Source organism: Brevundimonas sp. (assembly GCF_029946145.1).
Taxonomy (GTDB): Bacteria; Pseudomonadota; Alphaproteobacteria; order Caulobacterales; family Caulobacteraceae; genus Brevundimonas.
Genome location: NZ_JAQSDY010000019.1, coordinates 1 through 21,234, shown reverse-complemented (window position 1 = coordinate 21,234; position 21,234 = coordinate 1). Strand labels below are relative to the sequence as shown.

16 protein-coding genes, 3 tRNA genes and 3 rRNA genes are annotated in these 21,234 nt (G+C 65.8%); 10 read left to right on the top strand and 12 right to left on the bottom strand.

All coding sequences use genetic code 11. The annotated features are described in order from the left end of the window. The 6 genes from PSV23_RS08545 to PSV23_RS08520 form a co-directional block, all read left to right on the top strand. Window positions 1–218, top strand: a 16S ribosomal RNA gene (locus tag PSV23_RS08545); the annotation flags it as partial. Window positions 219–400: 182 nt separating this feature from the next. Next, window positions 401–478, top strand: a tRNA-Ile gene (locus PSV23_RS08540). 59 nt (window positions 479–537) lie between these two features. Next, window positions 538–613, top strand: a tRNA-Ala gene (locus PSV23_RS08535). Window positions 614–831: 218 nt separating this feature from the next. Next, window positions 832–3,621: ribosomal RNA gene (locus tag PSV23_RS17465) — 23S ribosomal RNA — on the top strand. A gap of 83 nt (window positions 3,622–3,704) precedes the next feature. After that, window positions 3,705–3,819 (top strand): 5S ribosomal RNA (rrf, locus tag PSV23_RS08525). A gap of 79 nt (window positions 3,820–3,898) precedes the next feature. Further along, window positions 3,899–3,975, top strand: a tRNA-Met gene (locus PSV23_RS08520). Window positions 3,976–4,668: 693 nt separating this feature from the next. On the opposite strand, the gene ileS is transcribed toward PSV23_RS08520, so the two are convergent. Further along, window positions 4,669–7,599 (bottom strand): isoleucine--tRNA ligase, encoded by a 2,931-nt coding sequence (gene ileS / locus PSV23_RS08515; protein ID WP_300467875.1) that lies wholly within the window; start codon window positions 7,597–7,599, stop codon window positions 4,669–4,671. A 260-nt stretch (window positions 7,600–7,859) separates the two neighbouring features. Here ileS and PSV23_RS08510 point away from each other — a divergent pair, with 260 nt between their 5' ends. Continuing rightward, on the top strand, window positions 7,860–8,399 hold the full coding sequence (locus PSV23_RS08510; protein WP_300467873.1) for a DUF3828 domain-containing protein: 540 nt from the start codon (window positions 7,860–7,862) through the stop codon (window positions 8,397–8,399). Here the strand turns inward: PSV23_RS08510 and ribF are convergent. From ribF to PSV23_RS08495, 3 genes are read right to left on the bottom strand one after another with little or no spacing between them, the layout of a single operon-like run. Continuing rightward, window positions 8,392–9,354: a riboflavin biosynthesis protein RibF gene (gene ribF, locus PSV23_RS08505; protein WP_370461028.1), complete on the bottom strand. Its 963-nt coding sequence runs from the start codon at window positions 9,352–9,354 to the stop codon at window positions 8,392–8,394. The genes PSV23_RS08510 and ribF overlap by 8 nt on opposite strands. A gap of 4 nt (window positions 9,355–9,358) precedes the next feature. Further along, window positions 9,359–9,820, bottom strand: a complete 462-nt coding sequence (locus PSV23_RS08500; protein WP_300467870.1) for a MaoC family dehydratase — start codon at window positions 9,818–9,820, stop codon at window positions 9,359–9,361. A 29-nt stretch (window positions 9,821–9,849) separates the two neighbouring features. Beyond that, the gene (locus tag PSV23_RS08495) at window positions 9,850–10,719 is read right to left on the bottom strand and encodes a TIGR01459 family HAD-type hydrolase (RefSeq protein ID WP_300467868.1); all 870 of its coding nucleotides are present in this window, start codon (window positions 10,717–10,719) and stop codon (window positions 9,850–9,852) included. A 1,704-nt stretch (window positions 10,720–12,423) separates the two neighbouring features. Here PSV23_RS08495 and PSV23_RS08490 point away from each other — a divergent pair. Further along, window positions 12,424–12,771 (top strand): YMGG-like glycine zipper-containing protein, encoded by a 348-nt coding sequence (locus PSV23_RS08490; protein WP_300467866.1) that lies wholly within the window; start codon window positions 12,424–12,426, stop codon window positions 12,769–12,771. Here PSV23_RS08490 and PSV23_RS08485 read toward each other — a convergent pair. From PSV23_RS08485 to PSV23_RS08475, 3 genes are all read right to left on the bottom strand, one after another. Continuing rightward, window positions 12,768–13,457 (bottom strand): 2OG-Fe(II) oxygenase, encoded by a 690-nt coding sequence (locus PSV23_RS08485; protein WP_300467864.1) that lies wholly within the window; start codon window positions 13,455–13,457, stop codon window positions 12,768–12,770. The genes PSV23_RS08490 and PSV23_RS08485 overlap by 4 nt on opposite strands. Window positions 13,458–13,515: 58 nt before the next feature. Next, a complete protein-coding gene (locus PSV23_RS08480) occupies window positions 13,516–13,785 on the bottom strand; it encodes a PilZ domain-containing protein (protein ID WP_300467862.1) in 270 nt (89 codons plus the stop codon). A gap of 137 nt (window positions 13,786–13,922) precedes the next feature. Next, window positions 13,923–15,191 (bottom strand): EAL domain-containing protein, encoded by a 1,269-nt coding sequence (locus PSV23_RS08475; RefSeq protein WP_300467860.1) that lies wholly within the window; start codon window positions 15,189–15,191, stop codon window positions 13,923–13,925. Window positions 15,192–15,299: 108 nt separating this feature from the next. On the opposite strand from PSV23_RS08475, the gene PSV23_RS08470 reads away from it, so the two are divergent. Both PSV23_RS08470 and PSV23_RS08465 read left to right on the top strand, forming a co-directional pair. Then, window positions 15,300–16,070, top strand: coding sequence for an SDR family oxidoreductase (locus PSV23_RS08470; protein ID WP_300467858.1), 771 nt, complete (start codon window positions 15,300–15,302; stop codon window positions 16,068–16,070). Next, complete coding sequence (locus PSV23_RS08465) at window positions 16,060–16,995, top strand: lipid A biosynthesis acyltransferase (RefSeq protein WP_300467856.1); 936 nt, start codon at window positions 16,060–16,062, stop codon at window positions 16,993–16,995. Before PSV23_RS08470 ends, PSV23_RS08465 begins: the two co-directional genes overlap by 11 nt. On the opposite strand, the gene PSV23_RS08460 is transcribed toward PSV23_RS08465, so the two are convergent. The 5 genes from PSV23_RS08460 to PSV23_RS08440 all read right to left on the bottom strand — a co-directional run bounded on the left by PSV23_RS08460 (window position 16,962) and on the right by PSV23_RS08440 (window position 21,150). Then, window positions 16,962–17,477 (bottom strand): PleD family two-component system response regulator, encoded by a 516-nt coding sequence (locus tag PSV23_RS08460; RefSeq protein ID WP_300467854.1) that lies wholly within the window; start codon window positions 17,475–17,477, stop codon window positions 16,962–16,964. The two genes, PSV23_RS08465 and PSV23_RS08460, sit on opposite strands and share 34 nt — an antisense overlap. Window positions 17,478–17,580: 103 nt before the next feature. Further along, complete coding sequence (locus PSV23_RS08455) at window positions 17,581–18,432, bottom strand: M23 family metallopeptidase (protein ID WP_300467852.1); 852 nt, start codon at window positions 18,430–18,432, stop codon at window positions 17,581–17,583. Then, on the bottom strand, window positions 18,429–18,629 hold the full coding sequence (locus PSV23_RS08450) for a DUF2093 domain-containing protein (protein ID WP_300467850.1): 201 nt from the start codon (window positions 18,627–18,629) through the stop codon (window positions 18,429–18,431). Before PSV23_RS08450 ends, PSV23_RS08455 begins: the two co-directional genes overlap by 4 nt. Before the next feature lie 48 nt (window positions 18,630–18,677). Continuing rightward, window positions 18,678–20,285, bottom strand: coding sequence for an exodeoxyribonuclease VII large subunit (gene xseA / locus PSV23_RS08445; RefSeq protein WP_300467848.1), 1,608 nt, complete (start codon window positions 20,283–20,285; stop codon window positions 18,678–18,680). A 79-nt stretch (window positions 20,286–20,364) separates the two neighbouring features. Beyond that, on the bottom strand, window positions 20,365–21,150 hold the full coding sequence (locus PSV23_RS08440) for a sulfite exporter TauE/SafE family protein (protein WP_300467846.1): 786 nt from the start codon (window positions 21,148–21,150) through the stop codon (window positions 20,365–20,367). Window positions 21,151–21,234 lie beyond the last annotated feature (84 nt).

Genomic DNA, 21,234 nt, shown 5'->3' with positions numbered 1-21,234 from the left:
GCATGAAGTTGGAATCGCTAGTAATCGCGGATCAGCATGCCGCGGTGAATACGTTCCCGGGCCTTGTACACACCGCCCGTCACACCATGGGAGTTGGTTCTACCCGAAGGCGATGCGCTAACTCGCAAGAGAGGCAGTCGACCACGGTAGGGTCAGCGACTGGGGTGAAGTCGTAACAAGGTAGCCGTAGGGGAACCTGCGGCTGGATCACCTCCTTTCTAAGGATGTTCCTCCAGGCCGTCTCTCACGAGATTGTCTATTGGAACTCCAATAAACTGCGGGGCGCCGCCGTCTCCGTTTCTCTTTCCTCTTTCGCTTCCATGAAGCGCTGGCATTCGGCCGGCGTTGACTGGAAGTGCGATCGCGAGCCTGGGTTTCTGCCTGGCTGTCGTGCCGCCATAGGCCCGTAGCTCAGCCTGGTTAGAGCGCACGCCTGATAAGCGTGAGGTCGGCAGTTCGAGTCTGCCCGGGCCTACCAGCCCTGCTGGACCGGCTTCATGACAATCGTTGACAGCTCTCCTGTGTTCGACCCTGAAAGGGGCCATAGCTCAGTTGGTAGAGCGCCTGCTTTGCAAGCAGGATGTCGTCGGTTCGACTCCGTCTGGCTCCACCAGGACCCCGAACCCCGGGACCTCGTTAGATCGCAATCAAGATTGCCACCGGCCGCAAGGCTGGCTGGCATTGATATTGTAAAGGAAGAGCGCGTCCGGCCCCTCATAGGCTTTCAGGACACGTTCGAGAGAAGACATTGTCTGACAAAAATCAGGCATGGACCCCCGGCATTTCTTTCCAGTCGGCGGGAGCATCCATGCATGAGTTTTGCTGAGAAACGATCAAGCGTTGAAGGGCTTCTGACGGATGCCTTGGCGTAGAGAGGCGATGAAGGACGTGGCAAGCTGCGATAAGAACCGGGGAGGCGCTAGCACCCTTTGATCCGGTTATTTCCGAATGGGGAAACCCACCTTTGTGGTCTGCCAACTCATGCACAGTCTTCGGACTGTGTGCGGGTTGGTCGATTGCTTAAAGGTATAATGACCTGAATACATAGGGTTCATTAAGCGAACCCGGGGAACTGAAACATCTCAGTACCCGGAGGAAAGGACATCAACCGAGACTCCCGTAGTAGTGGCGAGCGAACCGGGACCAGGCCAGTGCTCTTGTGAAATAAAGGCGAACGACCTGGAAAGGTCGGCCATAGCGGGTGACAGCCCCGTAGCCGTCAAACAGCAAGAGACTCGAGTAGGGCGGGACACGTGAAATCCTGTCTGAACATGGGGGGACCACCCTCCAAGCCTAAGTACTCCTCTACGACCGATAGTGAACAAGTACCGTGAGGGAAAGGTGAAAAGCACCCCAACGAGGGGAGTGAAACAGATCCTGAAATCGGAAGCCTACAAGCAGTCGGAGCCCCCATGCGGGGTGACGGCGTACCTTTTGTATAATGGGTCAGCGACTTCATGTGTCGAGCAAGCTTAAGCCGTTAGGTGTAGGCGCAGCGAAAGCGAGTCTGAATAGGGCGCTAAGTTCGACGTATGACGACCCGAAACTAGGTGATCTATCCATGAGCAGGATGAAGGTTGGGTAACACCAACTGGAGGTCCGAACCCGTGAATGTTGAAAAATTCTGGGATGACTTGTGGATAGGGGTGAAAGGCCAATCAAACCTAGACATAGCTGGTTCTCCGCGAAATCTATTTAGGTAGAGCGTCCGACGAATTCCTTGGGGGGTAGAGCACTGGATGGTTGCGGGCTGCGCGAGTGGTACCAATACTAACCAAACTCCGAATACCCAAGAGAACTATCGGGCAGACACACGGCGGGTGCTAACGTCCGTCGTGAAAAGGGAAACAACCCTAACCATCATCTAAGGCCCCCAAGTCATGGCTAAGTGGGAAACGATGTGGGATTGCTTTGACAATCAGGAGGTTGGCTTAGAAGCAGCCATCCTTTAAAGAAAGCGTAACAGCTCACTGATCAAGCGATCCTGCGCGGAAAATGTAACGGGGCTCAAGCCATGCGCCGAAGATATGGGTTTGCAGTTTACTGCAAGCGGTAGCGGAGCGTTCCGTAAGCCGGTGAAGGTCAGGCGTGAGCCTGGCTGGAGGTATCGGAAGTGAGAATGCTGACATGAGTAACGATAAACAGTGTGAGAAACACTGTCGCCGAAAGACCAAGGGTTCCTGCGTAAAGCTAATCTGCGCAGGGTTAGTCGGCCCCTAAGGCGAGGCTGAAAAGCGTAGTCGATGGGAAGCAGGTAAATATTCCTGCACCAGCCAGAAGTGACGGATGGCGTAACTTATCAGGGCTTATTGGATTGTTCCTGGTAGGGAAGTTGTCCCTGGAAATAACTCTGGCAGAGACCGTACCCGAAACCGACACAGGTGGTCAGGTAGAGCATACCAAGGCGCTTGAGAGAACTGTGCTGAAGGAACTCGGCAAATTGCACGCGTAACTTCGGAATAAGCGTGACTCACCTAGCGCAAGCTAGACTGAGTGGCACAAGCCAGGGGGTAGCGACTGTTTAGCAAAAACACAGGGCTCTGCGAAGCAGCAATGCGACGTATAGGGTCTGACGCCTGCCCGGTGCCTGAAGGTTAAAGGGAGTTGTGAAAGCGACGAACTGAAGCCCAGGTAAACGGCGGCCGTAACTATAACGGTCCTAAGGTAGCGAAATTCCTTGTCGGGTAAGTTCCGACCTGCACGAATGGCGTAACGACTTCCCCACTGTCTCCAGCACAGGCTCAGTGAAATTGAATTCCCCGTGAAGATGCGGGGTTCCCGCGGTCAGACGGAAAGACCCTATGAACCTTTACTATAGCTTCGCCTTGGCGTTAGCGACCGTATGTGTAGGATAGGTGGGAGACTATGAAACCGGGGCGCCAGCTCTGGTGGAGTCATCCTTGAAATACCACCCTTACTGTCGTTGACGTCTAACCGAGGGCCGTTATCCGGTCCCGGGACATGGCGTGGTGGGTAGTTTGACTGGGGCGGTCGCCTCCTAAAGTGTAACGGAGGCGCGCGATGGTGGGCTCAGACCGGTCGGAAATCGGTCGTCGAGTGCAATGGCATAAGCCCGCCTGACTGCGAGACTGACAAGTCGAGCAGAGACGAAAGTCGGCCATAGTGATCCGGTGGTCCCGCGTGGAAGGGCCATCGCTCAACGGATAAAAGGTACTCTAGGGATAACAGGCTGATTTTGCCCAAGAGTCCATATCGACGGCAAAGTTTGGCACCTCGATGTCGGCTCATCACATCCTGGGGCTGGAGCAGGTCCCAAGGGTATGGCTGTTCGCCATTTAAAGTGGTACGTGAGCTGGGTTCAGAACGTCGTGAGACAGTTTGGTCCCTATCTGCCGTGGGTGTTCGAAGCTTGAGAGGATCTGTCCCTAGTACGAGAGGACCGGGATGGACATACCTCTGGTGGACCTGTCGTGGCGCCAGCCGCGCAGCAGGGTAGCTATGTATGGAATAGATAACCGCTGAAAGCATCTAAGCGGGAAACTAACCTCAAAACAAGGCTTCGCTGAGGATCGTGGAAGACTACCACGTTGATAGGCCAGGTGTGGAAGTGGGGCGACCCATGAAGCTTACTGGTACTAATAATCCGATCGGCTTGATCGTTTCTCAGCAAAACTCATACGATTTTTCTCGGCTAGCGCCGGGACTGACAATGTCTTCTCACAATCGTCTATCCGCCTGGTTGACCTGGTGGCTATGTCGGAGGTTCCCCACCCGATCCCATTCCGAACTCGGTCGTTAAGCCCTCCAGAGCCGATGGTACTTCGTCTTAAGGCGCGGGAGAGTAGGTCGCCGCCGGGTCTACCAGACGGATAGATGATTGTATTTTGGGCTGTCGCCCATCTCTCGAACAGTTCTTCCTTTACAACGCCGCTCTTGCCGCGGGATGGAGCAGCCCGGTAGCTCGTCAGGCTCATAACCTGAAGGTCGCAGGTTCAAATCCTGCTCCCGCACCCAAGATCTCAAAGCCCCGCCTGGCATCCGCCGGCGGGGCTTTTTGCTGTTTGACGCCTGCCTAGCCCTACTCCGGCCACGACAGCTGTCACTCCAGACGTGCCCGTGCCCGTGAAGGCAACTTTCAGTCCTCTTTTTTTCCGCGAGGGTGGTTGGCGGGACGGAGGGTGCGAGTTGGCTGAGCGGACGACACTGCGGTCCCTGGGATCCCAAGGCATCGTCGGCGCGATCGCTAGCGCCCGCCGGGAGAAAGAGCGGCAGCAGATACTCAACCCGGGCGCATTCTTCGATCGGACGCCGCGGCCGCTGATGATGGTGACCTGCGTCTGCCTGAGTTGCGGCAAGGGGCCGCTCGCGTAGCTGAGAATCTGGTCTGCCGGGAGCCAGGTGAAGGCACAGGCTGCCGCCGACCCTCTGCGTGACAGTCCAGGTGACCGAGAGGCCAGACAGCCGGCCACGAGTCGGCGTTGTCACGCGGCCCGGGAACCGCCTGCGCATCCAAAGGCGCGGAGAGTGCGGACGGGGGAGAACACAGTCCGGATCGTCCGGACAGCTGGGTGTGCCGGCGTCCTCCACCGCATCTAATTTGTCAAAGACCGGACCCGAGGCTCGATCTGTGAATCATGCGCCTGCGTCAGATCCGGCGTAGACGATTTCAACCCGGTTCCCGCCTCTCCGCGGACGGTCGAACCGGCCTCAGGCGTTCCGGGAATCCCACCAGCGCACGGCGTCCGCGTCGCGGGCGCTGAGCTCGGGATAGGCGGGATCGGACCCGACATCCGGCACGCGCCGCCACGAGCGGGCGCATTTGGCATGGTCGGCCAGACGCACATCGACCGTCACCGCGTCACCGTCGGCGACAAGCTCCGCGCCCGAGGTGCGGAAAACCTCTGCAGCGTCCAGGCCTTCGAACGCCGCGAAGGCGTCGGCAGGACCGGTGACGACCGGCCAGGCGTCCAGCGCCCCGCCGATGATCTTCTCGCGGCGAGCGGCTTCGAGCGACTCGTTGACGATCTCGAGCACCGTCTGCACGCCGGCCCAACGTTCGACCTCGCTGGTGTTGCGCCACTGATCCGGCGTTTCCGGGATTACCCGGGCGCAGTTGGAGCCGCCGTCGGGGAAGCGGGTGCCCCAGGCCTCTTCCATGGTGAAGGGCGTCAGCGGTGCCAGCCAGGCGGTCAGGCGCAGGAAGACGGCGTCCATGACCGTGCGGGCCGCGCGGCGGCGGATCGCGTCGGGGCGGTCGCAGTAGAGGCTGTCCTTGCGGATGTCGAAATAGAGGGCCGACAGGTCGTTGGAACAGAACTCCAGCACCGGCCGCACCACGTCCTGGAAGCGGTATTCGGCGTAGGCCCTGCGCACGTCGCGATCGAGTTCCCACAGACGGTGCAGGATGAATTTCTCCAAGGGCGGCATCTGGTCGAGCGGCAGGCGCTCTTCCTCGTCGAAGCCGACGAGGGCGCCGAGCAGATAGCGGACGGTGTTGCGCAGCTTGCGGTAGGCATCGACCGTTGTCTGCAGGATCTGCTTCCCGATCCGCTGATCCTCGGCGTAGTCCACCAGTGATACCCACAGACGCAGGATGTCGGCGCCGGATTCCTTGATGACGACGGCCGGGTCGGTGGTGTTGCCCCGCGACTTGGACATCTTCTCCCCGTTCTCGTCCTGGGTGAAGCCGTGGGTCAGGACGGCGTCATAGGGGGCGCGGCTGCGGGTGCCGGCGCCCTCGAGCAGGTTGGATTGGAACCAGCCGCGGTGCTGGTCCGAGCCCTCGAGATAGAGGTCGGCCGGCCAGTGCGACGGGCGGTCGCCGGTGTAGCCATGGGCCGGGTCGCGCGTTTCGAGCGTGAAGGCGTGGGTGCAGCCGCTGTCGAACCAGACGTCGAGAATGTCTTCGATCTTCTCGAATCGGGCGGGGTCGTGGGCCCCAAGGAAGTCGGCGTCGGGGCGGGTGAACCAGGCGTCGGCGCCGCCCTCGGCCACCGCGGCGGTGATCCGGGCGTCGACGTCGGCGTCGATCAGGGGCTGGCCGGTCTGTTTGTCGACGAACATGGCCAGGGGCGTGCCCCAGGCGCGCTGGCGGCTGATCAGCCAGTCGGGGCGGCCCTCGACCATGGAGCGAATGCGGTTACGACCCGCTTCAGGGTGGAAGTCGGTCTTGTCGATCGCCTCAAGCGCCCGCTCGCGCAGGGTGCCGTCGTCCTGCAACGGCGTATCCATGCGGATGAACCACTGGGGCGTGTTGCGGAAGATAATGGGGGCCTTGGAGCGCCAGCTGTGGGGATAGGAATGCTCCATCCGACCGCGGGCCAGCAGGTTACCGGCCTCGATCAGCCTGTCCATCACCGCGCCGTTGGCGGGGCCGAACTTGCCGGTCTTCTTGCCCTCGGTCTCCAGCACCTTCAGGCCGGCGAACAGCGGGACGTGGTCGTAGTAGGCGCCGTCGGGGTCGACCGTGTCGGGCACCTCGTGATGGCCGTGGGCCTTCCAGACCTCGAAGTCGTCGGCGCCGTGGCCGGGCGCGGTGTGGACGAAGCCCGTACCGGCGTCGTCGGTGACGTGGTCGCCGGCCAGCAGGGGCACGGAGAAGCCGTAGCCGGGCGACAGGGCCGCCAGCGGGTGAGCGCATTCCAGACCGGACGGGTTCAGGTCGTCGACGCGGGTCCAGGTGGCGATCTTCGCGGCCTTGAAGACGTCCTCGGCCAGTTTGTCGGCCACGATCAGGCGGTCGCCCGGTTTGGCCCAGGGCTCGAACTCCAACCCGGTTTCCATGGCCGTGACCTCATAGAGGCCATAGGCGATTTCCGGACCGTAGCTGATGGCGCGGTTGGCCGGGATGGTCCAGGGCGTGGTGGTCCAGATCACGACGGACGGGTTGGCGTGGCGGAAGGCCAGCAGGTCGTCGGGATGGTCATCGGTCGCGCCGGTGACGGGGAATTTGACCCAGACCGTCGGGCTGACGTGGTCGTGATATTCGATCTCGGCGTCGGCCAGGGCGGTGCGCTCGACCGGCGACCACATGACGGGTTTGGAGCCGCGATAGAGCTGGCCCGAGTTCTTGAACTTGTGGAACTCCGAGACGATGGCCGCCTCGGTGGTGAAGTCCATGGTGGCGTAGCGGTGGTCCCAGTCGGCCACGACGCCCAGCCGCTTGAACTGCTCGCGCTGTACGTCGATCCAGCCGGCAGCATACTCGCGACAAGCGGCCCGGAACTCGGCCTTGGAGACCTCGTCCTTGCGCTTGCCCTGGGCGCGGTAGCGTTCCTCGATCTTCCACTCGATCGGCAGGCCGTGGCAGTCCCAGCCGGGGACGTAGTCGACGTCATGGCCGAGCAGGAAGCGGCTGCGGACGACGAAGTCCTTCAGCGTCTTGTTGAGAGCGTGGCCGATGTGGATGTCGCCGTTGGCGTAGGGCGGTCCGTCGTGCAGGACGTAGAGGGGGGCGCCCTCGGCCTGGCGCTGTTTGCGCAGGGCCGAATAGAGGTCGCCCCATTGCGCGATGATCGCCGGTTCCTTCTGCGGCAGGCCGCCGCGCATGGGGAAGGGCGTCTCGGGCAGGAAGACCGTCTCGCGGTAGTCGCGGGCGGTGGAGGGCGTGTCGCTGGGCTTGTCGGACTCGGGGGCCATGAAGTCTCGTCTCGTCGTTTGTGATCGTTCGCGTAGTTTTCGATGCGCCATCGCCGGGAAGGCTGGTTCGGCGCGTGTCGATCCCGGCGTGCACGGGGCCTTACGGCCCTGCGGCGCTACGCCGGGCGGCTAATCGAAATCGGGCGAAACACGCGGACGGTCATGGTGGCTACGGTCTAGCAGACGGCGAGGGCTCGACGCCAGCCGGGATTGCCAGCCGGGGACCGCGGCGGGATAGTCAACCGTCCTGGAGGGTTCCGATGCGTCATGTCCTGATCGCCGCCGCCGTATTGGCCGGTCTCGCCGCCTGTTCGTCGCCGGAGGGCGCCGCCCCCGAGCCGGCCGACGCGCCGGCCGCCCTGCCGCCGGGACGGCCCGCCATCTATGAGGCCGCGAAGGTCGGACCCGAGGAATTCGTCCGGGCCCTGTACGCCGTCTACGCCGCGCCGGGGCAGGGGCCGGGCGAGCCGCCGCCGCCGCCGGGACGGGATCCGATCTACGACCGGATGCTGAACGCCATGATCGGCGAGGATTTCCGCAAGGCGAACGGCGAGGTTCCGACGCTGAATTACGACCCGATCTGCGGCTGTCAGGACAGCGGTGACTTCACCCTGGTTTCGGTGACGGTGACGCAATCGGGACCGCAGGCGGCCGAGGCGGCGGTGGTGTTCACCAATATGGGTGAGACGAAGCGGCCGACGCTGAAGCTGGTGAAGGAGGGGCCGATGTGGAGGGTCAGCGATGTTCTGGTTCCTGGTGAGAAGCCGCTGACCGAACAGCTGCTGGCGGCGATCAGCTGAGGGCTGTCCGCGCCGCGGCGGCGTCGGCGTCGATCTGGACCTTGAGGGCGTCGAGGCCGTCGAAGGTCATTTCGCCACGCAGGAAGGCGATCAGTTCGGTCTCGACCGTCTGGCCGTAGAGGTCTTCGTCGAAGTCGAACAGCCAGACCTCGAGCAACGGCTCCGGCAGTTGGTACATGGGGCGGACGCCGAGGTTGGCGACGCCGTCGATGACGCGGCCGTCCGGCAGGCGGGTGCGGGTCGCATAGATCCCGTAGGCCGGGCGCATGTAGTCGCCCATGCGGATGTTGGCGGTGGGGACGCCGATGGTGCGGCCGCGCTTGTCGCCGTGGACGACCTGACCCTGGATGGCGAAGGGGCGGCCGAGGATGGCCGTGGCGCGGGCCATGTCGCCGGCGTTCAGGGCCTCGCGGACGGCGGAAGAAGAGAGTTTCAGCCCGTCGGGGTCGTCGATGCGTTCGGTGACGCCGACGGTGAAGCCCAGGGTCTCGCCGTGGCGGCGCAGGGCCTCGGGAGAGCCCGTGCGGCCCTTGCCGTAGGTGAAATCGAAGCCGACCGCGGCATGGCTGATCCCAAGGCCATCCCTGTGGCCGGCCGCGTTTCCATCTGCTTGAGCCCCGGCGAGCACGTCCCGGGCAAAGGCCTCGTCCGACATACCGGCCATCTCGGCGTCGAAGGGCAGGAGATAGAGCGTGTCGACGCCCAGCGGCTGCATGGCCCGGGCCATCTGGTCGGGGGTCATGAGGCGGAAGGGGGCGGCGTCGGGCTGGAACCAGCGGCGCGGATGAGGGTCGAAGCTGACGACGCCGAGGGGTGCGCCGATCCGTTGCGCCGCCTCGCGCGCCGAGGCGATCACGGCCTGATGTCCGCGATGCACGCCATCGAAGGCGCCGATCGCGACGGCGGCGCCTCTCAGCCCGTCCGGGAGGCCGCGCCAGTCGGTGACGATCGCCACCAGGTCAGTCTTTCGCGGGACGCCGGCGGCGGGGGACGCGGACCAGGGCGACGCCGTCCATGATCAGCTTGCCGTCGACGAAGCCCTCGCAGTCCAGCTCGACCCGGGCGCTTTCGGGGTCCACGGACTTGACGCTGACCCGGACCACGACCTCGTCGCCGATGCGGACCGGCAGGTGGAAGCCGAGGGTCTGTGACAGGTAGATCGCCCCCGCGCCGGGCAGGATGGTGCCGACAACGGCCGAGCCGAACGAGGCCGACAGCAGGCCGTGGGCGATGCGGCCGCGATAGGCCGTCTTCGAGGCGAAGGCCTCGTCCATATGCACCGGATTGAAGTCGTCCGAGGCCTCGGCGAACTGCTGGATGCGCTGTTCGGTGACCGGGATGACCTTTTCGGCGGACATGCCGACGTGCAACTCCTCCAGGATGTAGCCGCCGGAGGGATGTTTCGAGACAAGTTCAGCCATGGCCCGGCCTTAGCGTGATTTGACGCCGGTCACCACGTCAGATCGAGCGCGGCGTAGCGGGCGTACGTCGTTTCCGCCTTCAGCAGATCGCCGGCGCGGGCCGGATCGAGGCCGCCGTCGGGGCCGCGGGCGGCGTCGCCGTGAATGCCCTGGGCGATGAACAGGCAGTCGAGACCTTGCTTGTTGGCTCCGAGAACGTCGGTGACCACGCCGTCGCCGACGCACAGGACGCGGGCGCGGTTGACGGGCTTGCCGAGCAGATCGGCGGCCTCTTTCAGCGCCAGATCGTAGATCGGGCCGAAGGGCTTGCCGGCCATGGTGACGCGGCCGCCGAGGCTTTCGTACAGATCGGCCAGGGAGCCGCCGCAATAGATCAGCCGATCGCCGCGCTGGACCACGCGGTCGGGGTTGGCGCAGATCAGCTCGAGGTCGCGGGCGGCGCCGGCGGACAGGCGTTCGCGATAGTCTTCGGGGGTCTCGACCTCGTCGTTCTCGGGCCCGGTGACGGAGATGAAGGCGGCGTCTTCGGCGCCCTCCGCCGGCGCAAGGCCCAGACCGTCATAGAGGGGCCAGTCGCGGTCGGGACCGATGATCCAGGCGGGGCCCGGCGCGCGCCTGGCCAGTTCCATGCGGGTGGCGTCGCCCGAGGTGACAACGGCGCGCCACGAGTCCCGCGGCACGCCGAGGGCGTCCATCTGGGTGACGACGCCCGGGGCCGGGCGCGGCGAGTTGGAGATCAGGACGACGTGGCCGTGATCGCGGTTGAAGCGGGTCAGGGCCTCGCAGGCGGCGGGCCAGCTTTCGCGGCCGTTGTGGATCACGCCCCAGACGTCGCACAGCAGGATGTCGTAGTCCGCGGCGATGTCGGACAGGCCGTTCAGGGCATGGGGGAGGGTCATGGGGCGGAGATAGCGGGTTCGGGGGTGGGGGTGAAGGTGGTCCGTTCTCCCTCCCGCCTGGGGAAGGGATGTCGGCGCGCAGCGACGACAGGGTGGGAGCGGCTCGATGACGGCGGATGCGGCCTGGCGGCCGTTCCCGCCCGGTCGCTGCGCGACCGCCCTCCCCCGAGGGGGAGGGAGAAGGCGTGCGTCGACGCCGCTTCCGGAGAAGCGGTTGGGGAGGCAGCGGAGCGCGGGCGGTCTGCCCGGAACCGTATGGTGGCCCCCTGCTTTCGCTTTGCGGGGACCGGACTGTGTTTTCGGCGTCGCCGCCTTCGCTCCGCGCGACCGGTTCACGCAAGCTGACGGGGGAGGGCTTCATCATGGCGGCCTGCGGGGCTTTTCGGACTGTCCCGACCCCGACCTTTTCGCCGCATTCATCCCGGTCCGTCATAGGCTCGCGACGGGCGGAAGGCTTCCAGGCCTCCCGGGCCCCGGGGTTTAGGCGCCCCCGGGCAGTCCCCCGTCCCCACGCCCCCGTTATTCCACAAGCCGCAGGTATGAGCCGCGCAAGGGTCCGGGCGACGATTCCGGGACGACGTTTCCCGCTCGATCGCACCCCGCCGCACGTGATTGGCCCTGGCGCCAGACGCCCTCCCCCCGCGACGGGACGAGGAGAATGATAAGCGCCGCGGGGGCGGTGCTGAGGATTCAGTTCGGGAAAAGCGTAGAGCGTTGATCGGGCGGGATATTTTTTCGCCAATGCGACTATAGATTCGCGACCCTTTTTCTTTCGGGATGACGAAGGAGAGGATCGGCCCGCTTCGTCCGGCGCGATCCAGTCCGGATCGTTTCGGGAAACCAGTCGGTGGCGGCGTCAAGCCTCGAAATCTACCGGGGAACCGCGTTCATCTGGAAGGTTGGATTGGCCTGGTCATCGGCGTCCCCAAGTTCGAACGTCGGGGCGGGAATGCCGAAGCCCGCGAAGGCGGCGACGACAGCTGCGGCGCGCCTGCCCGACAGGGTCTCCGATGATGGGTCGGGGAGCCCCCGCACGGTGAGGGAGACCAGTCGACAACTTCCAGCGGCCCTCGCCGGCCAATCAAGGACTTTTGCAAAGAGGGGATCGAGCGCTGCCGACCCTTCCCGGAAATACAATGGCGCGGCCCCCTCCGAGCATGGCGGACGAGGGCTATCGAGCGAAGGCGTTGGAGTTTGGGCGCATGCGGCGCCCAACAACGCAACCGACAGCAAAACCGCACGACGCATCGTCACCTCTCCGTTAGCCGGGAAAGCGGCGGCGAAGGCTCGCCGCCGCTCACTCCACTATTCCCATCGGCAGTAGAGTAGCTGGTATGTCACCCGGTCATAATAGCAGACCCACTCCTGTCCGACCTCGGTCTGCGACTGTGCAGACGATGGGCCGACAAAACCAGATGTCAAAGCTGCGCCTAGCACAAGCGCAGCAAGTCCCGACTTAATCGCTTTCATGAAACCTCCCAGGTGTCGCCCATTGCGACAACAAAAGGTTACATTTTCCCTTCGAATAATCAACCTAGAGTTGTCAACTCCTGCGATCACCGCAGCGAGGGCGCCCCAAACGCCGGCCCGAGGTTGGTTGAACACAGTCTTTCACCCAATCGAGACGGGGTGACCCGCCGTCCTCAAACCGGAACACTCCCTCCTCCTCCGTCGTTGGAACATGGGGCTGCGAGGAGACAAGGCATGCAAGGCATCTGGAAACCGGGGTTGATCGCGGCCTCTGCGCTGGCCCTGACGGGCTGCGCCACGACTGACAACTATGCGTCGGCCTGTCAGCGCGACTATGAGCGAAACCGGCAGTATGCGACCGCATCGGGCGCCCTGCTGGGCGCGGCCATCGGGGCGGCGATCGCGGGCGAGGGCGACCGAGAGAAGGGCGCGGCCATCGGAGCGGCCGCCGGCGGCCTGCTGGGCAACCAGCTGTCGGCGCGCGACGATCCGTGCGGATACGGCTTCGGCGGCTACAACACCGACGGACGCTACGGCTATACGCGCGTGCCGCGGCCGGGAGACTACGGCTACTACCGCTAGGCCGCGTCGTGGAGGATCAGGCCCAGGGTCATCCGGGCGCCGGAGCGGATGCGGCTGACGCCGTGGCGCATCTGCACGCGGTAGTCGCCGCGGACGCCGGCGGCTGGCCGTTCGCGGACCGCGAAGACGACGCCGTGACCCTGTTGCAGCGGGACGACGTGGGCCTGTGACTGGCTGCGCGGCTTCTGTTCGACCAGCACCAGTTCGCCGCCATCGAAGTCGCGGCCCGGCTCGCTGAGCAGGATGGCGGTCTGGAGCGGGAAGACGAGGTCGCCATACAGGTCCTGATGCAGGCGGTTGTAGTCGCCGGGGCCGTATTTCAGCATCAGCGAGGTCGGGCGGACCTGGCCGGCGGCGTGGCAGCGGGCGGCGAAGGCGTCGAGATCGTCGGGGAAGTCGGTGGGGCGACCGAGGCGGGCGTTCCATCCGTTGGCGATCGGCGCCAGACCCGCATAGAGGCGGCGGCGCAGGGCGGGGAGCGGGTCGGGCAGGGGATTGGCGAGATACTGATACTCGCCCTCGCCGAAGCCATGACGGCTCATGACCACGCGGCTGCGGAAGCGGGCGGGTTCGGCGTAGAGGGCCTGGAGCGCGGCGCAGGTCGCGGGTGTCAGCAGCGGGCCGGTCAGGGCCCAGCCCCGGGCGTCGAGATCGGTGGCGATGGCGGCGAAGTCGGGAACGGTCATCCGCGGGACAGACCGCGGAACGGGCGCCCGGTCTGGCGGATTCCGGCCGCGGCGCCGGTCACTCGAACCGGAGGCCGACCTCATCGCCGGAATGCCAGGCGACGACGCACGGGCGGTCGCCGGCGGGCAGCCGCAGAACCAGCCGGCCCCCGATCATGGCGTTGACGGTTGAGGTCAGGCGGACCTTGGCGCCGCCTTCGGTGAGGTTGCGGACAATAACGTCGGCGACCTCATTGTGGATTCCGTGGATGATCTTTCCGCTCATGGCCACGCGGGGGCGGGGTCGGCGACGGGCGTCCGGAGGAGGAGGGTCGTCGGGGGCGGTCATGGCCGGTCAGTTTACCCTCGGCGGGGTCGCGAGGGGTTAAGAGATCTCGCCGGCTGCGGCTGGAGCCCGTCGCACCCGCATGTCCGGCCGAAGGGAACAAGCTTCCGACATTCCGGACAGATCGGCCCCAGGGCGGTCTAGCCGAACCGGCGCCGGTGGTCGGCGCTGCGCAGGGTGGAGCGGATGAAGTCGGCGGGGGGATCGGTCTCGGCCAGCACAGCTTCCTTGATGGCGCGGGGTTCGCCGAACAGATGGCCCTGGCCCATGCTGATGTCGAGCTCGAGGATGTCGACGATCTGGCGCTCGGTCTCGCATTTCTCGGCGATCAGCTCGATGCCGTAGCGGCGGGTCAGGCCGGCGAAATCGGCGGCGGAGATGTCGCGCAGGCTGGGCAGGGCCGAGGCGCCGTCCATGTCGAGCAACTGTTCGATCAGCAGGTCGGCCGCGACCTTCATGAACTTGACGTCGGAGCGTTGGAGGTCGGCGAAGTCGAGGTCGAGCGTCTGGACCTTGTCGATCGAGAAGCGGAAGCCGAGGTCGGCCAGCTTGGCCATGTTGCGGGCCTCGGCGGCGCCGCGGGCGTCGAAGGTGGCCTGGCCCAGCTCGAAGATCAGGGCCTGGTTGAGGTCGCGGTTCTCGGACAGGAAGTCGAGGAACTGGGGGAAGAAGGTCTCGTCGCCCAGGGACGACAGGGCGACGTTGCAGAAGACGCCGACCTTGCGGTCCTGACGCGCCAGACGGCGCACGATCTGGGCGCAGCGGAACAGCAGCAGATTGTCGATGGCGGGCACCAGACCCTCGCCCTCGGCGACCGACAGGTATTCCGCCGGCATCATGATGCGGTCGTCGGCGGCGCGCAGGCGGGTGAAGCTTTCGTAGAAGATGGTGCGGCGCTGGGGCAGGGAGACGACCGGCTGGAGGTAGAGGTCGACGCGGTTCTCGGCCAGGGCTTCGTGGATGGTGGCCAGCAGGGTGTTGGCCTGTTCGCGGTGGCGGGCCTCGAAGGCGCTGGCCGGGGCCGGCTGGGCCATGCGGTGGTCCAGCGACTCGCTCATCTGCGAGATCAGGGTCTCGAGCATGCGGACTTCGCCGGACAGGGCCTCGTTGGAGGTCACCGCGCCGGACTCGATGGCCTGGGCCAGTTCGGTCAGGGCGCCCTGGGTCGAATCCATCGCGTCGGCCAGCAGGCGGTGGGCCTCGCGCACCTGTTCGATTTCCTTCCTGAGGGCGGCCTTGTCGGCCTTGGCCGTGATCAGGGTGTGGAGGGCCAGAAACAGGCCCAGCACGCCGAAGCCCGCGGCCACGGCGGCGCCCGCGCCCAGATTGGCGCTCCACAGGAAGGCCCCGGCCGTCATGGCCAGGAACAGGTAGGTGAAGAACAGGAAGCCCTGGGTGAGTGCGCGCATTGGAAACGGATCGTCCGTCTTCCCGGATGGAATCGCCCGAGTATCGGGGTAACAGTGCGGATCGCCTAGCGCGTCGCACGGATTCTCCCCACTTCTTCGAGGTTAACGATGGAATTGTTCGATCTGACCGGCAAGGTCGCGGTTATCACCGGCTCCTCGAAGGGGATCGGCAAGGCCATCGCCGAGCGGCTGGCCGAGCACGGCGCGCGCGTGGTGATCAGTTCGCGCAAGGCCGGGCCGTGCGACGAGGTGGCCCAGGCGATCAATGCGAAGCACGGCGAGGGCCGGGCCATCGCCATTCCGGCCAATATCGCCTCGAAGGAAGACCTGCAGCGGCTGGTGGACGAGACCAACGCCGCCTTCGGCAAGATCGACATCCTGGTCTGCAACGCCGCGAGCAATCCCTATGCGGGGCCGATGGCGGGGATCAATGACGAGCAGTTCGGCAAGATCCTGCAGAACAACGTGGTGTCCAACCACTGGCTGATCCAGATGGTCGCGCCGCAGATGCTGGAGCGGAAGGACGGGTCGGTGATTATCGTCTCGTCGATCGGCGGCCTGCGGGGCAATGCGCTGATCGGCGCCTACAACATCTCCAAGGCGGCGGACATGCAGCTGGCGCGCAATCTGGCGGTGGAATGGGGGCCGTCGAACGTGCGGGTCAACTGTATCGCCCCGGGCCTGGTGCAGACCGATTTCGCCAAATATCTGTGGGAAAACCCCGAGCTGCTGAAACAGGTCACGGATCCCGCGCCGCTGAAGCGGATCGGCCAGCCGGACGAGATCGCGGGGGCGGCGGTGTATCTGGCGGCGCCGGCCTCGGCCTATATGACCGGCCAGACGCTGGTGGTGGACGGCGGGATCACAATTGCCTGGTGACAACCGCGGACGGGTCAGCTTTCGCCAGGATCTGATCTGGCGGCTGGAGGCTGTGGCGTTCGCGGGGTTTGTCGGCCTGATGCGGCTGCTGGGCGTGGAGCGGGCGTCGGCGCTGGGCGGATGGCTGCTGCGCACCCTGGGACCGAAGACGGGGACCCAGCGCACGGTGATGCGGAACCTGCGCATCGCCTTCCCCGACATGCCGGAAGACGAGCGCGAGGCCCTGGCGCTGGCGCAGTGGGAGCAGACGGGGCGGTCGTTCGCCGAGACGGCGGTGATGGACATCCTGGTCAAACAGAACCGCATCGAGGTGGTGGGGCTGGAGCGGCTGCACGCCATTCGCGACAGCGGCAGGCCGGTGGTGTTCGCGGGCGGGCATTTCGCCAATATCGAGACGCTGGCGGCGACCATCACGGGCTCGGGCGTGCCCTGCCAGATCACCTATCGCGCGGCCAACAACCCTTACGTCGACGCCCAGATCATAGCCGCGCGCGCGCGCTATGGGGTCAAGCTGTTCGCGCCCAAGGGCGGGGACGGCGCGCGGGAGCTGCTGGCGGGGATGGCGCGGGGCGAGTCCGTGGCCCTGATGAACGACCAGAAATTCTCGGAAGGCCCCGAAGTGACCTTCTTCGGCCAGCCGGTGAACGCGGCGCCGGGGCCCAGCCGGCTGGCGCTGCGGTTCGGGACGGTGCTGCAGCCCATGTCGGTGGTGCGGCTTCCGGGCGTGCGGTTCCGGCTGACGGTCTATGAGCCGATCGAGCTGGAGAAGACCGGCGACCGGTCCGCCGACATCGCGCGCGGGGTGCAGGCCATCACGACCTTTATCGAGGAGCGGGTGCGGGAGAGCCCGGTGGACTGGTTCTGGGTCCACAGGCGGTGGCCCGACCGGGTCTATGCGGCGCTGGAATTCGGGGCCCGCGACTGATCCACGGCGCGGCGCATCGGGCCCTTGTAGTTCGGCGCGTCGCGGCGGCGGCGGTCGGGACCGAAATAGTCCTCGGTCTTCACGAACGGGCGAGGCTGGAAGATCACCGCCTGGATGCGGTCGAGGATGGCCTTGGCGGTGATCGGCTTGACCACGAACTCCGTCACCCCGGCGTCGCGCGCCTCACAGATGCGGCTCTTCTCGGAATGGCCGGTCATCATGATGATGGGCAGATAGGGATTGGCGGTGTCGGGGCTGTTGCGGACCAGGCGGGTGAACTCGACGCCATCCAGCGGGAACATCCTGAAATCGACGATCACCAGGTCGGCGGCGTAGTCGCGCAGGATCTCGAGCGCGGCTCCGCCGTCGGCGGCCTCACGGACCAGGCGGATTCCGGCCGACTGGAGCACGGCCGAGGTGATCGTCCGCATGTGGGCGTTGTCGTCCACGACCAGAATTTTGAGGGCGCTGAGGGAGGCCATGGGTCGATCACTATAGCCCAGCTTGGGCCGGGAATAACGCCGCTCTACGAGCGGATTCCTTTCCCGTCCATGACTGATCACCGATAACCTTGGCCTTAATCGGTTACGGTCGCGCAGTTTCAACCATGAGTGACGGATCGAGGTTTCGATCGCGCCATTTCATGCGCCAGCAGAGATGCGGACCGGTCGCCCGTCCGGTCATTCCTACCCGGCCGACTGGATCCCCGCGCCTTACGGCCTGGCCTTCGCGGACGTCCAGCCGGGACTGGTGGAGATAGGCGGTGATCAGGCCCTGACCGTGGTCGATCAGGACCAGGCCGCCCTCGAAATGCAGGGCGGGACTGGCCAGGGTCACGCGGCCGTCGGCGGGCGCGCGGATGGACGATCCCTGCGGCGCCGCCAGGTCGATGCCGTAGTGGGGCCGGGCGGGCGTGCCGTTCAGGATGCGCTGGCTGCCCCAGCGGCTGGTGACGCGGAAGCTTTCGAGCGGCCAGATGAAGCCGTCGCGGAAATGGTCGGCGTCGATCCGGCTGGCGAAGCCCTCGGTCTTGAGGGCGACCTCGCGCTGGATGCGGGCCAGAAGCACGGGGTCGCCGGGCTCTATGGTGGAGGGGGGCAGGCCGTCGATGCGGGTCCGGGAGAACCGGCCGGGCGCGAGGGTCAGGGTCCGCGTCGCGGAGCGTTCGGCGAGCCGGGCCTCGATCTGCACGCTGGAGGGCGCGTCGCGGTCGAAGCCGACGATGAAGGCGCCATCCGCCGAGGCGGCGGTCAGGGATTCGCCGTCGACGAAGATCAGGGCCCGGGGCCAGGTCCGGCCGATCGCGTGGCCGCCCTGGACGAAACGGCCCGTCAGGACGAGGTCGGTGGGAGACCGGGCCCATGAGGTCCGCGGCGTCAGTCCGGCTGCAGCGAGCGCGCCGCCGCCGATCAACAGCTGGCGGCGCGGCAGGATCAAGGAAGCAGGCCCAGACTCTGGAAGGCTTCGGCGGGGCCGGCGTAGGCCTGCTGCTTGCTGACCGACCAGTAGCGCAGGGTCTCGAGCGGAATGGCCTTGCCGCTGACCGCGCAGATCACCGTGCGGCCGGGTTTCAGCACGGCGAACTCGCCGTCGCCATAATGGAGGGTCGCGGTTTCGGAAGCGGGTTTGGCCATGCGGTCAGGCTAGCGTGCCGACGGGGGTCGCGCCATGGATTTCCCGCGTCAGAAGAGGTCGCCCTGACCCGGCGGCGGCGTCCTGGGTTTTGGCGCGGGCGAAGGCTTCGGCCGGCCGGCGGGCGGAGCCTCGTCGCCATCGATGCGCGCGCCCTTCGAGCCGTCGGCGAAGATCAGCCGGACGGCCTGGCCCTCATGCAGGGAGGCGGCGGCGGCGATCATGACGCCGTCCTCGCTCTCGACGCGGGCGAAGCCGGGCTTGGGAGTTTTCGGGTTGAGGCCGGCCAGGGCGCGGGCAAGGGCGGCGAGACGGGCTTGGTCCGCGTCAAGCCGTTTGGGCCAGGCGCCCAAGCGGGTTCCGACGGATTCGAGCCGCGCCGCGCGCTGATCCAACCGGCGATGCAGGGGTTCCAGGGAGAGTCTGGAGACGGCGCGTAGCAGGCGATGCTCATGCGCTTTCACGTTGGCGTCGAGACCTGTGCGGAGTCGGCCCGACACCGAATCCAGCCGATCGCGGCGGCGCTCCATGGCGCGGTCGAGAAGGGCGCGCGAGAGGCGGCCGGTGACGCGGACGAGGGCGCGTTCGTGCAGGGCGACGTTTTTGGTCAGGCCCGAGGCAAGGCGGCTGCCGGCGTGGTCGAGCCGCTGCTGCGGCAGGGCCAGGACGTCCTCGGGCCGGGCGGGCAGGCCGCGGGCGGCGGCGCGCAGGCGGGTGCGGCGGTCCTCGAGGATGCGGCCTCCGGCGCGGGCGAGGCGGCGGTCGAGATCGGCGACGGCGTAGCGCAGGTCGGCCAGCACCGGGGTGGCGATCTCGGCGGCGCCCGTGGGCGTGGGCGCGCGCCGGTCCGAGACGAAGTCGATCAGGGTGGTGTCGGTCTCGTGCCCGACGGCGGAGATGATGGGGATGGTCGCGGCGGCGACGGTGCGGGCCAGGCCCTCGTCATTGAAGCACCACAGGTCCTCGACCGAGCCGCCGCCGCGGGCGACGATCAGGATGTCGGGGCGGGGGATGAGGCCGCCCGGCGTCATCGCGTCGAAGCCGCGGATGGCGTTGGCGACCTGGCCGCAGGCGGCGTCGCCCTGGACCACCACGGGCCAGACGATGACGCGGCAGGGCCAGCGCTCGGCGATGCGGTGCAGGATGTCGCGAATGACCGCGCCGGTCGGGCTGGTGATGACGCCCACGACGGCGGGGAAGGTCGGGACCGGTTTCTTGCGGCCCGGTTCGAACAGGCCCTCGCCGGCCAGTTTCGCCTTCAGCCGCTCCAGCTGGGCCAGAAGGGCGCCGGCGCCGGCGGCCTCCATGGTCTCGATGACGATCTGGTAGGAAGAGCGGGCGGGGTAGCTGGTGATCTTGCCGGTGACGATGACCTCGAGGCCGGACTCGGGCCGGACGCCGAGGCCGCGGACCGAGCCTTTCCAGATCACGCCGTCGATGGCGGCCTTGTCGTCCTTGAGCGTCAGATAGACGTGGCCGGAGGCGTGGTGATTTACCTTGGAGATCTCGCCCCGCAGCCGGACATGGCCGAACCGGTCCTCGAGCGTGCGCTTGAGGGCGAACGACAGCTCGGACACTGTCTGGGGCGGATTGTTGTCCCGCGCGGGCGGCGGCGGTTCGTCGGCCGGGCCCTCGAAGACGTAGGAGTCGTCGCTCATGGGGGCAGGGTAGCGGGGGGAGGCGGCGGCGGGAATGGGGGATGGCAATGTCGCCTATGGGTGGGTAGCTGACGCAGGCTCAGCCGAGCACGCCGATGGAGAGAGCCGCGCCAATCACGAGCATCAGCGCGGCTACGCCGTATCGGATCACCCCAATCGTGAGCTTGTCGAGATAGCGCGTGGCGACGAATGCTCCGGCAAAAGCGGAAAGCGTGCCCACCAGCACCAACAGGCCCTCACGCCCTGCCCATTCCAGCCCCGCCATGGAGAATGAGGCTGCGTAGGTTGTGAGGCGGGACAAATCGACCAGAACGGCGATCATCACGCCGGTGGCAATGAAACTCTCTGGCGGCAATCCAGACCGCAGGAGGAAGATCGAACGGAACGCTCCCTGCTGCCCCGTAAGCCCACCGAAAAAGCCCGTTATCAACCCACCCACGGGCATAAATCGGGGCGGCGCCTTGAGCTTTTGAAACCACTGTTGAAACTCCAGCGAGGCGAAAATGATCATCAGCAAACCGATGACCAAGCCCGCTCCGGTTGGACCGAACTTCTGGCCGAAAGCGTCCCACTCGAACAGGCGAGGCGTATTCCCGAGCAGTGACAGGACCCATGCCCCGAACACTGCTGCCGGGATCGCTGGTATGCCGAACGCCAGAACGGTCCGCCAATCCACCCTGGTCCAGAGAAGGGCGCCCTTGAAGAGATTGTTCAGGAGATGGACAACGGCTGTGGCCGCGACTGCGATTGGAACATCAAGGAAAAGCGCAAACGCGGGGAGGAGGAGCGTGCCAAGCCCGAACCCCGAATAAAGGGTGAGCGCAGAGGCCAGTGCCGCCACAATCGCAATAAGGGCAATGTCCATTGTTGATCTCATACGCATACGGCGATGTGTGTCCGCAATTGATGCTGTGGACGGCTCTCCACCCCTGCGGGAGCATGGGCTCCT